The sequence below is a fragment of the Actinomadura sp. NPDC048394 genome, assembly GCF_040651755.1.
Classification (GTDB): Bacteria; Actinomycetota; Actinomycetes; order Streptosporangiales; family Streptosporangiaceae; genus Spirillospora; species Spirillospora montaniterrae.
In genome coordinates, this window is the sequence record NZ_JBEZJL010000042.1 from 75,361 (window position 1) to 87,186 (window position 11,826).

Here is an 11,826-nt window from a genome sequence, read left to right on the forward strand (position 1 = left end):
AGCCACCCGCCGGCGTTCAGGACGGGCCGCCGCCCGCCTCGCGCAGCAGGGCGCCCGCCATCTCGCCGGTCCGCGCGGCGATCTCGGCCGGCGGCATGGCCCGGTCGTGCTCCAGCCACCAGGTGATCGACTGGACGAACATCGCGCCGAGCACGGTCGGCACCAGGCCGTCCGCGGACGCCCGCGAGCACGGCCCGGGACCGGCGAGGTGCTCGGTGACCATGGCGGCCAGCGAGCCGCGCATCCGGTCGGCGAACCAGGGGCTGCCCTTGCGGCCGAGCAGCGCGCCGTACAGCCGGTGGTACTCGCCGATGTGCTCGAAGAACGCGGTCCAGCGCTCGCGCGGCGGGCGCTCGTCGCCGCCGACGGTGCCGAACAGCGCGTCCATCGCCTCGTCGAAGACCTGCTCGACCAGGTGGTACTTGTCCCGGTAGTTGCGGTAGAACGCGGCGCGGCTGACCATCGCGCGCTCGGTGATCTCGCCGACGGTGACCCGTTCGAGGCCGCGCTCGCCGATCAGCTCGATCAGCGCCTCGCGGAGCAGGGTCCGCGTCCGCCGGACCCGCAGGTCCTCTTTGCGAGGCAATTTCCGGCTCCTGTCTCGCCTGGGACGGATCGCCCACCTTGCAGCTTGTGGACAGCTCCTCCCATACGAGACACATTGTCTCATGAAAGCCATCAAGGTCCGTGCCTTCGGAGCACCTGACGTCCTGCGCCTCGAAGAGGCCCCCGACCCCGTCCGCGCGGAGGGCCGGGTGCTGATCTCCGTCGATTACTCGGCCGTCCTGTTCGGCGATGTCATCGTCCGTTCGGGACGCCACCCGTTCCCGCTCCCGTACGTCCCGGGCATCGAGGTCGCCGGGCGCGTCGTCGAGGCGGACGACCCGTCCCTCGTGGACCGCCGCGTGGTCGCGACCACCCTGCACAACCGCGGCGGCTACGCCGAGCTCGCCCTCGCCGAGGAGAGCGGCGTCTTCCCCGTCCCCGACTCCCTGGACCTCCGGACCGCCCTCACCAGCTTCCAGGCCGGTGCCGTCGCGCTGGAACTGCTCGCCGGGACCGGCGTCCAGGCGGGTGAGACGGTCCTGGTCACGGCCGCCGCGGGACGGGTCGGCTCGCTGCTCGTCCAGCTCGCCAAGGCGGCCGGGGCGCGGGTCGTCGGCGCCGCGCACGGGGAGGCGAAGCTCGCGGCCGTCGCCGGGTTCGGCGCCGACCTCGCCGTCGACTACGGCGCGGAGGGCTGGGCGGACGAGGTCGTGGAGGCCACCGGCGGAGGAGCGGACGTCGTCCTCGACGCGGTCGGCGGCGAGACCGCCGCGCGGGCCATGGACGCTGCCGCCGCCGGGCGGGGCCGCATCGGGATCTACGGATTCACGTCGGGGGAGTGGGCGCCGCTGGACGCCCGTGCGATCGGCGCCCGCGGGCTCACGGTCGTCGGCGCGCTCGGGATCGCGTTCGCCAAGCCGCCGGCCGAGCAGCGCGCCGCCGCCGAGCGGGCGCTGGAGGCCGCCGCGTCCGGCGCGCTGAGCCCCCGCGTCCACGCCGAGTTCTTCCTGGACGAGGCGTCCCGCGCGCACACGGTCCTGGAGGCGCGGGAGAACATCGGCGCCGTCCTTCTGAAATGAACGGGCCGGGAACGGCCCAGTGGACGACAACCCCGTGAACGAGGAACGCCCCCGTCGGATGACGGGGGCGTTGGCGGATGGGGTCGCTGTGCGGGCGTCACCGCTTGAGCGCCTTCGCCAGCCGGGCGCGGCGCGCCTCGCGGGCCTCGGCCCGCAGCCGGCGCGCCCGGTCCTCTCCGGCGATCCTGATGAACTCGTGGCTGATCATGGTCGGCTCCCTTCGCTCGTGTCCGGTCGGTGCGGTCAGGACGGGTCGTGCGTCAGCGCTTGAGCGCCTTGGCGAGGCGGGCGCGGCGGGCGTTGCGCGCCTCGGCCTGCCGCTCGCGTACGCGGTCGGCGATGATGACCCGGCTGATGTCCGTGCTGTACATGTCCTGCTCCTTGTCTCCGCCGGGCCCTCTTGGCCCGACATGTACAAGGTTCGTCCTAAGGCCCCGGGGCCCACATCGGGACGACGCCCTATTCGCGCGCCTTAGGACGCCTTAGTTCGCGGCGCCTGGGACTGAGCCGCCTTAGGGGGCGGTGTACGGGGTGCCGAGACGCCTTAGGCGGGCGGTCCGCGCTCAGGAAACGGCGCGGACGAGGAGGTCGGTGAGGGCGCGCCCGGCGGACTCGTCCAGCGGCGCGTGGTCGAGCATGAGCCGGTACCACAGCACGCCGTAGACGACGTCCATCAGCAGTTCGGGGTCGGTGCCGGCGGCGATCTCGCCGCGCTCGGCGGCGCGGTCGAGGATGCCGCGGAGCGCGGCGCGGCGGGCGAACAGGAACCGGTCGCGGAACGCGCGGGCGAACGCGGGGTCGAGGAGCGCCTCGGCCATCAGGCCGATGAGGACGGGCCGCTGGCCGCGCTGCCGGAACGTCGCGGCGAGGAACTCGGTGAGGTCGCCGGGCAGGGAGCCGGTGTCCGGGACGGTGATGCGCTCGTCGGCGAGCTCGACCAGGCCGTCCAGGACGACGTCGGCCTTGGACGGCCACCAGCGGTAGATCGTCTGCTTGCCGACGCCGGCGGTCGCGGCGATGCCCTGCATGGTGAGGGCGGCGTAGCCGTGCTCCTGGAGCTCGCTCATCGCGGCGTCGAGGATCGCGCGCCGTGCCGTCTCGCTGCGTGGCCGTCCCATGCGGGCAGTTTACAAGACGTCGCGTCTCGATTTAGTATCGAGACGTCACGTCTTGAAATGGAGGCGCGGGATGCGCGTTGTGATCATGGGCGGCACGTCCGGCATCGGGCTGGCCGCCGCGGAACTGCTGGCGGCGCGGGACGCCGAGGTCATCGTCACCGGGCGCGACCCGGAGAAGTTCGCCGCGGTGAAGTCCGCGGCCGCGGAACGGGTCGACGGCGCCGACGAGGCCGCGGTCGCCGCGTTCTTCGAACGGACCGGCGGGTTCGACCACCTGGTCCTCGCCTTCAGCCCGGGCGCCGTCGGCCTCGGCCCGATCGGGCAGACGAAGCTGGCCGACGTCCGGGCCGCGTTCGACGGGAAGCTGTTCCCGTACCTGTCGGCGATCCAGCACGCGAAGGTGACCGGCTCGATCACGTTCGTGTCGGCGGCGTCCGCCCGCGCGGCCCTGCCGGGCACGACGGCGCTCGCCGCGGTGAACGGCGCGATCGAGCGGATCGTGTCGCCGCTCGCCGCGGAGCTGGCGCCGGTCCGGGTGAACGCGGTCGCGCCCGGCGTCGTCGACACCCCGTGGTGGTCGTTCCTGCCGGACGAGCACCGCGAGGCGCAGTTCGCCGAGGCGGCGGGCGGGCTCGCGGTCAAGCGCGTCGGCACCGCCGAGGACGTCGCCGAGGCGATCGCCTACCTCATCGGCGCGTCCTACGTGACCGGCACGATCCTCCCCGTGGACGGCGGCTTCACCGTCGCCTGAGCCCCGGCACGCGACGGCGCCCGCCCCGAGAGGCGGGCGCCGTGCACACGTGACGCCCGCGCGTGCGGGCGTCACGCCTATGCGGCGCCCCGCGTTGCGGGCGCCGCTCTGTCGTCAGCGCTTGTAGCGGCGGCCGTGGATCATGTTGATCAGGCCGAGGACGCGCGCCATCTCCTTCTCGGTGCGGCCGAACGAGGTCAGGTTCATGGTGGCGAACCGCTGCCGGGTGATGGCCTTCGGGCGGGCGAACTCGCGCAGCCCGTCCGCGCCGTGGATGCGGCCGAAGCCGGACTCGCCGACGCCGCCGAACGGCAGCGCCGCGACCTGCGCGAACGCGGCGAACGCGTTGATGGACGTCATCCCGGAGCGCATCCGGCGGGCGGCGTCCATCGCGCGGGTCCTGCTGCCCGAGAAGATCGTCCCGGCGAGGCCGTAGCTGGTCCTGTTCGCCTTCTCGACCGCCTCGTCCAGGTCCTTGACGCGGTGGACGGTGATCGTCGGGCCGAACGTCTCCTCGCAGACGGCGGACGAGTCGTCCGGCACGTCGGTGAGCACGACCGGCTCGACGTAGGGCTTGCGGACCGACTCGGCGCCGCCGACGACGGCCTTGCCGCCCCTGTCGAGGGCGTCCTTGATGTGCCGCTCGATGATGTCGAGCTGGCCCGGCATGGTGATCGGGCCGTAGGCGGCCTCGCGGTCGAAGCCGGGCCGCAGCTCCTTCGCCCTCTCGGTGATCTTGCCGAGGAAGCGGTCGTAGACGTCGTCCAGCACGTAGATCCGTTCGACGCCGATGCAGGTCTGGCCGGCGTTGGACATCGCGCCCCACAGCGCGGCGTCGGCGGCGGCGTCGAGGTCGGCGTCGGAGTCGACGATGCAGGCGTCCTTGCCGCCGCACTCGGCGACGATCGGGGTGAGGTTCTCGGCGCAGGCGGCCATCACCCGCTTGGCGGTGCGGCCGGAACCGGTGAAGGCGATCTTGTCGACGTCCGGGGACGAGGCGAGCGCCGCGCCGGTCGGGCCGAGGCCGGTGACGACCTGCAGCACCGGGTGCTCGGGGACGACGCCCTCGACCAGCTCGGCGAGCAGCAGCCCGACGCCCGGGGTGAACTCCGACGGCTTGAAGACGACGGCGTTGCCGGCGGCGAGCGCGTAGGCGATCGAGCCCATCGGAGTGAAGATCGGGTAGTTCCACGGGCCGATCACGCCGACGACGCCGAGCGGCTGGTACTCCAGCTCGCAGCGCTGGTTGATGGCCATGAGGCCGGGGTAGACGGTGCGCGGGCCGAGGACCTTCCGCGCGTTGCGGGCCGCCCAGTCCAGGTGGGAGATCGCCATGATCGTCTCCAGCTGGGCGTCCTGCACCGGCTTGCCGGTCTCCTGGTGGATGAGCTCGGCCATCCGGTTGAGGTTGCGGGTGAGCGCGCCCTTGACGTTCAGCAGCCGGAGGCGGCGCTCCTTCCAGCCGAGGGCGCGCCACCAGCCGGCCGCCTCGCGGGCCCGGCCGAGCGCCTGCGCGACGGCGGCGGCGTCGTGCACGGGGTGCTCGCCGACGACCTCGCCGGTGGCCGGGTTCAGGGACGCGAAGGTCTCGGTGCTCTCCGTGGCCACGGACATGCGGAACCTCCCGGGAGGAGCCTGGTAAGTGGTTACTTGCACTTGTGTACTCGCTAGTAAATCACTCTAGGCGGCCGGGTGTCCCCGCCCTGGCCGGGTCCGTGCCGGCTCAGGCGTCCGGGATCCAGCTGCCGTGGAATCCCGCCGGCACCCGCCGGGGCAGCCGGACGCTCGCCGTCCGCGACAGGTCCGCCGCGTCCAGGACGACGAGTTCGGCGCTGGAGGCGCCGGAGACGATCGACAGCAGCCAGCCCTCGTCCTCCCCGCGCGCCCCCTCGGCGGGGACGAAGACCGCCTCGCCCACGGACGCGTCCTCCCCGAACTCCCGGACCGAGGACGAGCCGTCGCGCAGGTCGTACTTCACCACGGCGTCCCCGGCGACCGTGTAGAGGAAACGGTGGCGATGGCCGGTCTTCGCGTCGTCGTGCGTCGGGAACTCCACGTTCCGGTCGTCGAGCTGCTCCTCGCCGGCGCGCCCGGTGGCCGGATCCAGGGTCCAGCGGTACAGGTGCGCGCTCTCCGACCGGGCCGCGTCCTGCGCCGGGTCCGCCGAGCCGCCGATCTCCTTCCAGGTCGCGGCGAAGTCCTCGGGCCGGTACCGGACGCCGTCCAGCACGATCCGCCCGGCGGCGTCCTCGTGGGCGTTGCCGACGTGGAAGACGTAGCAGGGGTCGACGTCGAACCAGCGGACGTCGCCCGGCGCGTCCCGCCGCATGACGCCGAGCCGGGCTCCGTAGCCGTCGTCCCAGCGGAACGGCATGCCCCCGCCGCCCAGCGCCAGGTCCAGGTCGAACACCACGGGCAGGTCCAACCAGATCACGTGGTTCTCGGTGATCGCGAAGTCGTGCATCATCGTCGGGCCCGGGACCTCGATCTCGCGGCTCTCCACGACCCGCGACCCGTCGGCCGACAGCCGGTGGTAGGTCAGGTACGGCGGGAGGACGCCGTAGCCGAAGAACAGCAGCTCGCCGGTCACCGGATCCTGCTTGGGATGCGCGGTCATCGCGGTGGTGAGCGTCCCGCCGAAGTCGCACGGACCGACCGTCTCGGCCTCCGGCGTCAGCTCGTACGGGAAGCCGATCTCGACCAGCGCGAGGATCCTGTCGCCGTGCGGGACGACATGGGTGTTGGCGGGAACGGCGGTGAAGTCGAGCGTCCCGTCGTCGCCGGCGAAGCGGGCGTTCCCGTCGAGGAACGTCCTGGTCCGCACCCAGCGGTTGCGGTACCACTCGGCGCGGCCGCCGCGCAGCCGCACGCCGTGGATCATCCCGGGCCCGGTGAACCAGTGGCCGCTCGGCCGGCCCGGCAGCGGGTTCGGGCCGTTGCGGAAGTACCGTCCGGTCAGCTCGGGCGGGAGCGTCCCGGTGACCTCCAGGCCGGTGGCGTCGATCTCGTCCGGGACGGGGGCGAGGGCGCCCTCGAGCCAGCCGGCGTTCCGCGTCGTCTCCATGTCCTGTCCTTCGCTGGGCGGGTCCGAGGGGGTTCTACCTGGGCTTTCCCGGTGCGGGCGCGCTCATCGCACGGTTTCGCGGTCGAGGCCGTGGCGGGCGAGGTACCGCTTCTGCGCGATCTCGGGGTAGCGGGCGGTGAACACGATCGGGACCGTGAAGCCGGCGATCTTGACGGCGACGAGCAGCGCCGTGTTGTCCGGCGCGGCGTGCTGCACGTAGGCCAGGACGAGGGCCATGACGGTGAAGCTGATGGCCCAGACGATCGCGATGACGGTGGTGATGCGCTTGAACAGGTCCGTCGCGGCGATCTCGTCGGCGACGTTGCGGCGGCCGACGCCCTCGGTGAAGGGCCGTCCCGCGAGCACGGTGCCCCAGGCGGTGAGGGCGAGCCAGCCGATCGCCATGGACGCGCCGTAGTCCAGCAGGGACGAGTCGGGGGCGGCGAAGGCGAGCGCGGTCAGCAGCGTCATGAAGACGATGGTGGACAGTTCGAGGATCAGCGAGTCGAGCCGGTGGCCCTTGCGCAGGTCCAGGGCGAGGAGCACGAGCGCCGCCGCGAGGCCGACCGCCGCGCCGGCCTGGTCGTTCCAGCCGCTCACCACGGCGAGCAGGATCCACGGGAGGAAGTTCCGGAGGTAGTAGAGCAGCATGGTGCGAGCCTCTCTCGGGAGCGACATTCCATGTTCGACATGTCAGAAGCTAGACGTGTCAGTGTCGACATGTCAATCCCGACGTGTCACAATCGAGGAATGAGCCTGCGACACGCGCTGCTGGGGCTGATCGCCGAGATGGACGGTGCCAGCGGATACGACCTGATGAAGGTGTTCGAGATCTCGCTCGGGACCGTCTGGCAGGCGACCCAGAGCCAGCTCTACGGCGAGCTCGGCAAGCTCACCGACAGCGGCCTGATCGAGGTGTCCGCCGAGGGCCCGCGCGGCCGCAAGGAGTACGCGATCACCGGCGCGGGCCGGGACGAGCTGCGGCACTGGATGGTGGAGACCGACCCCAAGCCGCACCGCCGGGACGAGGTGCTGCTGCGGGTCTTCTTCCTCGACCAGATCGCGCCCGAGGAGGCCCTCGGCTACCTCGACCGGATGATCGACGCCCTCACCGGCCGGCTCGACGAGCTCGCCCGGCTCGAGGAGATCGTCCCGTGGGAGGAAGAGGGCGGCCTCACCGGCAACGGCCGGCTGACCATGGAGTACGGCAAGCGCTTCATGGCCATGCGCCGCGACTGGTTCGTCTGGGCCCGCGAGCAGTACCGGGAACGCCGCCCCGCCACAGAGGCCCGCGCGTCGTCCGGCGCGTCGTCCGGCGCGGGCGGCGCGTCCGGCGCTTCCGGCGCGTCGGGGCAGGGCGGCTGACGGGCGTACGGGCGTACGGCCGGGCAAGGCGGGGGCCTGCCCGGCCGTAGACGGCGGTGCCCTCCGCTCTCGGGCGGAGGGCACCGGTTCCGTGCTTCGCGGCCGTCAGAAGTGGTCCGCGGCCCACTCGGCGAACGTCCGGGCGGGACGGCCGGTGATGCGCTCGACCTCCGGCGAGATCTCCACGTCGCGGTCCGCCGCCTCGGCGCGCACCCGCAGCAGCGCGTCCACGATCCCCTCGCGCATGTAGGGGCGGCTCAGCATCTCCTCCCGCGCCTGCTCCGGCGAGATCTCCTCGAACCGGGCCGGGACCCCGGCGGCGGCGCCGATGATCTCGACCATCTCCGGGTGCGTGAGCGCCTCGGGGCCGCTGAGCACCGGCTTCGCGCCGACGAGACCGTCCGACAGCAAGGCCCGCGCGGCGACCGCGGCGATGTCGCGCTCGTGGATCGGCGCGCTGCGGGCCCGCGCGTACGGCTCGCGCACCGGCTCACCGGCGCGGATCGTGTCCGCCCAGGCCAGCGCGTTGGTCGCGAACTCGCCCGGGCGCACGAACGTCCACTCCAGGCCGGTCGCCTCGATGGCCCGCTCGAGCTCCAGGTGATGGGCGCCGATCGCGTTGCGTGGATCGTCGTCGAGCGCCGCCGACGACGACAGCATGACGATGCGCCGGACGCCGTGGTCGCGGGCGCGCTCCAGCACGTCGCCCAGGCCGGTCCAGAACACGGCGGGGTTGAGGAACATCGACGTGACGCCGTCCAGCGGCATCTCGTCGGTGCGGGCGACCTCCACCTCGCCGGGCAGCCGCGCGGTCGCGGGGTCGCGGGTCAGCGCGCGGACCTTCACGTCCGCGCAGAGCAGCTCGCCGACGAGGTGGCGGCCGACGTTGCCGGTGGCCCCGGTGACAAGGATCATCGTTCGACTTCTCTCTCTGGGGGTGTGTCGCGACCATCTTCAACCAAACGGATGAAGACGTCAAACAGCCGGATGTATGACGTCGTCAGCCAGGCGGTACGATGAGCGCGTGACGGAGGAGACCAGGCGGCCGCGGCGCGCGCCCGCACCGGGCGAGCGCAAGCTGGACGCCGAACGGTCCCGGCGGCTGCTGCTCGACGCCGCCCTCGACGAGTTCGCCGCCAAGGGCTACGCGGGCGCCCGCGTGCAGGACATCGCCGACCGCGCCGGCGTCAACAAACAGCTGATCAACTACTACTTCGGCGGCAAGGAGGGCCTGTACCGGGAGATCGCCTGCCGCTGGCGCGAGACCGAGGCCCGCTTCAACGACCCGGACATCGGCCTCGACGAGGTCCTGGTCCGCTACCTGCGGCACGCCCTCGACGACCCGCGCGGCACCCGGCTGAACGCCCTGCGCGGCCTCACCGGCACCTTCGACGGCGAACCGCCGATCGAGCGCGAGGACCTGTCGGAACTGGTCCGGCGCCAGGCGGAGGGCGAACTCGCCGACGACCTGGACCCCGCCGCCGTCATGCTCGTGATGATGGCCGTGGTCGCCGCACCCGTCGTGCTGCCCCTCGCCGTCCACCGCGTCTTCGGCGTCAGCCCCGAATCACCCGAGTTCCAGCAGCACTACGCCGAACAACTCCGGCGCATCGTCCGCCACCTCGCCGCCCGCCCCCGCACCGAGGACGCCGCCGGAACCTAGCGTCAGCTCTGCCAGAACAGGAACAGCGAATGGCCCATCTCGATCGAGATGGCGCCGATCCCCAGCGCGTCCGTGATGTGGTAGATCAGGTGGAAGAAGCCGCGGTTGATCGGCTCGATCCACAGCAGCGCGATCAGTACCAGGAAGGCGTAGCCGCCGTACCCGCTGATCTGGTCCACCAGCCGGCGCGGCAGGTACGGCTCGACGATCCCGAAACCGTCCAGCCCCGGGATCGGCAGCAGGTTCAGCAGCGCCGCCGTCACCTGCAGGAACGCCAGGAACGCCAGCCCGAGCCAGAACACCGCGTGGCCCTGCGCCGCGAAGTTCTTGTAGATGACCGCCAGCATGATCGCGAAGATCGCGTTGGACAGCGGGCCCGCCGCCGACACCAGGCTGTGCCGCAGCCGTCCCGGAATGCGGTGCCGCTCGATCCACACCGCCCCGCCCGGCAGGCCGATCCCGCCGAGCAGGATGAACACCACCGGGATCAGGAAGCTCAGCAGCATGTCGGAGTACTTGAGCGGGTTCAGCGTCAGGTACCCCTTCGCCGCCACGCTCCGGTCACCGGACCGGTAGGCGATGTAGGCGTGCCCGAACTCGTGCACGCACAGCGACAGCACCCACGCCGCGATCACGAAACCGAACAGCGAGACCCGCGCCCCCTTTGCCGGATTGTCGCCGTACCGCCAGGTCAGCAGGCCGCAGATGACGGTCGCCGCCACGATCACGAGGAACACCGGGCTCGGCTGCACCGCCGAGCGCCCCCGCCTCGTGAAATCCGCAACCATCGCCCCGACCCCTTCCGGTCCGCGCCGTCGATTCCTTGCAAGCTACCGTCTCGTAGGTGCGGACACGCCCCCGCGGCGGATCAGAGTCCCGCGATCCCCGGCACCACGTACGTGCGCAGGAAGCGGCGCAGGTCGTCCGGCTCCCGCTCGCGGTCCATCACGATCAGCGACGTGATGATGCGGAACAGGAACTCCACCGTCCCCTCGACCTCGATGTCGGGACGCAGCGTCCGCTGCCGCTGCGCCTGCTCGAAATAGGGCCGCACATAGTCGCAGCACAACGCCAGGACGTGCTCCGCCGCGCCCGCCACCGCCGCCTGCATGTGCCCCGCCGCCTCCGGCACCAGGAAATGCGCGATCGTCGGCTCGTTCCGGACGTACTCGACCGCGTCCATCGTGCCCTCGACGATCGCCTCCGGCACCGACCGCTCGCGACGCAGCCGCACCGCCAGCCGGTCCAGGAAACGGTGCAGGTCACGCACCACCACCGCGAGGATCAGCTCGTCCCGCCCGCCGCTGACCGCCCGGTACACCGTCGCCCGCGACAGCTTCGCCGCCGCGGCGATGTCCTCCACCGTGGTCTTCGCCACGCCGAACCGGGAGAAGCACGCCTCGGCGGCGTCGATGATCCGCTCGCGCGTGGCGTCCGTGCTGACCGGGGGCATGGCCGAAACATTACCGGCAGGCGCGGCGCCGCTACCCGCCGCGCGTCAGTCCAGCGTGTACTCCAGCGACCAGGTGTGCCCGCCGTCGGTGACGGTGATCTGCCCGACGCCGCGGATCCCCGCCAGCTCGCCGGTCCCGGACGTCGGCACGATCAGCCAGCGCAGCCACTGCGTGCCGGGCGTGCCGTCCTCGGTGCCCGCGCTGTGCTGCAGCACGAACGTCCCCTCGCGGCCGTGCAGGATCCCTTGGACGTGCTCGATCCCCACGTACGCCACCGGCCCGGCCGCCGACTCCACCGTGATCAGCTCGGTGGTGCTGGTGCCGACCAGGTCCCCGTGGAACGTCTTGCGGACGTGCACCCGCGTCAGCTTGTTGCCGCCCTGCTCGTCGTAGGGCTTCTCGGCTTCCCACGCGTCGATGTCGAAAGCGCCGCTCGCTTGGAAGGTCATGTCCGCCATGATGCCCGCCGCCCCCGACACCGGGCGAGTCCCTACCGCCCGACCACGCCGCGAAAGGACGGACCAGCTGGTCCTCCTCATCAAGGAACGAGCCCCTGTCGCCTGCCTTGTGCTCGCTGCTCGCTGCTCGCTGCTCAGTGCTTGGTGGTCAGTGCTCGGTGCTCGGTGCTCGGTGCATCAAAAGAGGGGTTCGGGTGCCTCGACGAGAGTGGTGTTCGGGAGATCGTGGATAAGGGTGTTCGGGTGGTGGGGTGGCGCTTGCGTACGGGGCCGCCCCTCCAAAGTCAAGGGCGCCTTCGGCGTCGCTTCGCGATGGACTTCGTCCACC

The 11,826-nt window shown here is 72.0% G+C and carries 13 protein-coding genes; 4 read left to right on the top strand and 9 right to left on the bottom strand.

The window, feature by feature from the left end:
* Positions 1–16 precede the first annotated feature (16 nt).
* The gene (locus AB0C78_RS28970; RefSeq protein WP_360753765.1) at positions 17–586 is read right to left on the bottom strand and encodes a TetR/AcrR family transcriptional regulator; all 570 of its coding nucleotides are present in this window, start codon (positions 584–586) and stop codon (positions 17–19) included.
* 82 nt (positions 587–668) lie between these two features.
* Between AB0C78_RS28970 and AB0C78_RS28975 the strand changes: the two genes are divergently transcribed.
* The gene (locus tag AB0C78_RS28975) at positions 669–1,625 is read left to right on the top strand and encodes a zinc-binding dehydrogenase (protein ID WP_360753767.1); all 957 of its coding nucleotides are present in this window, start codon (positions 669–671) and stop codon (positions 1,623–1,625) included.
* 563 nt (positions 1,626–2,188) lie between these two features.
* Here AB0C78_RS28975 and AB0C78_RS28980 read toward each other — a convergent pair.
* Entirely contained in the window at positions 2,189–2,743 is a 555-nt protein-coding gene (locus AB0C78_RS28980) for a TetR/AcrR family transcriptional regulator (RefSeq protein WP_192809265.1), read from the bottom strand.
* Between the two features lie 70 nt (positions 2,744–2,813).
* Between AB0C78_RS28980 and AB0C78_RS28985 the strand changes: the two genes are divergently transcribed.
* Positions 2,814–3,494 (top strand): SDR family oxidoreductase, encoded by a 681-nt coding sequence (locus AB0C78_RS28985; RefSeq protein WP_360753771.1) that lies wholly within the window; start codon positions 2,814–2,816, stop codon positions 3,492–3,494.
* Between the two features lie 114 nt (positions 3,495–3,608).
* On the opposite strand, the gene AB0C78_RS28990 is transcribed toward AB0C78_RS28985, so the two are convergent.
* From AB0C78_RS28990 to AB0C78_RS29000, 3 genes are all read right to left on the bottom strand, one after another.
* The gene (locus AB0C78_RS28990) at positions 3,609–5,108 is read right to left on the bottom strand and encodes an aldehyde dehydrogenase family protein (RefSeq protein ID WP_360753774.1); all 1,500 of its coding nucleotides are present in this window, start codon (positions 5,106–5,108) and stop codon (positions 3,609–3,611) included.
* A 109-nt stretch (positions 5,109–5,217) separates the two neighbouring features.
* Positions 5,218–6,558: a carotenoid oxygenase family protein gene (locus AB0C78_RS28995; protein ID WP_360753777.1), complete on the bottom strand. Its 1,341-nt coding sequence runs from the start codon at positions 6,556–6,558 to the stop codon at positions 5,218–5,220.
* A gap of 63 nt (positions 6,559–6,621) precedes the next feature.
* Positions 6,622–7,209: a hypothetical protein gene (locus AB0C78_RS29000; protein ID WP_360753780.1), complete on the bottom strand. Its 588-nt coding sequence runs from the start codon at positions 7,207–7,209 to the stop codon at positions 6,622–6,624.
* A 99-nt stretch (positions 7,210–7,308) separates the two neighbouring features.
* Here AB0C78_RS29000 and AB0C78_RS29005 point away from each other — a divergent pair, with 99 nt between their 5' ends.
* Positions 7,309–7,923: a PadR family transcriptional regulator gene (locus AB0C78_RS29005; RefSeq protein WP_360753783.1), complete on the top strand. Its 615-nt coding sequence runs from the start codon at positions 7,309–7,311 to the stop codon at positions 7,921–7,923.
* Positions 7,924–8,028: 105 nt separating this feature from the next.
* On the opposite strand, the gene AB0C78_RS29010 is transcribed toward AB0C78_RS29005, so the two are convergent.
* Positions 8,029–8,838 (bottom strand): NAD(P)H-binding protein, encoded by an 810-nt coding sequence (locus tag AB0C78_RS29010; protein ID WP_360753786.1) that lies wholly within the window; start codon positions 8,836–8,838, stop codon positions 8,029–8,031.
* Between the two features lie 109 nt (positions 8,839–8,947).
* Between AB0C78_RS29010 and AB0C78_RS29015 the strand changes: the two genes are divergently transcribed.
* Positions 8,948–9,586, top strand: coding sequence for a helix-turn-helix domain-containing protein (locus tag AB0C78_RS29015; RefSeq protein WP_360753788.1), 639 nt, complete (start codon positions 8,948–8,950; stop codon positions 9,584–9,586).
* Positions 9,587–9,588: 2 nt separating this feature from the next.
* Here AB0C78_RS29015 and AB0C78_RS29020 read toward each other — a convergent pair whose 3' ends face one another.
* From AB0C78_RS29020 to AB0C78_RS29030, 3 genes are all read right to left on the bottom strand, one after another.
* The gene (locus AB0C78_RS29020) at positions 9,589–10,374 is read right to left on the bottom strand and encodes a site-2 protease family protein (protein WP_360753791.1); all 786 of its coding nucleotides are present in this window, start codon (positions 10,372–10,374) and stop codon (positions 9,589–9,591) included.
* An 80-nt stretch (positions 10,375–10,454) separates the two neighbouring features.
* Positions 10,455–11,039, bottom strand: coding sequence for a TetR/AcrR family transcriptional regulator (locus AB0C78_RS29025; RefSeq protein WP_151546027.1), 585 nt, complete (start codon positions 11,037–11,039; stop codon positions 10,455–10,457).
* A 45-nt stretch (positions 11,040–11,084) separates the two neighbouring features.
* Positions 11,085–11,489: a DUF3224 domain-containing protein gene (locus AB0C78_RS29030; protein WP_151546028.1), complete on the bottom strand. Its 405-nt coding sequence runs from the start codon at positions 11,487–11,489 to the stop codon at positions 11,085–11,087.
* Between the last annotated feature and the right edge of the window lie 337 nt (positions 11,490–11,826).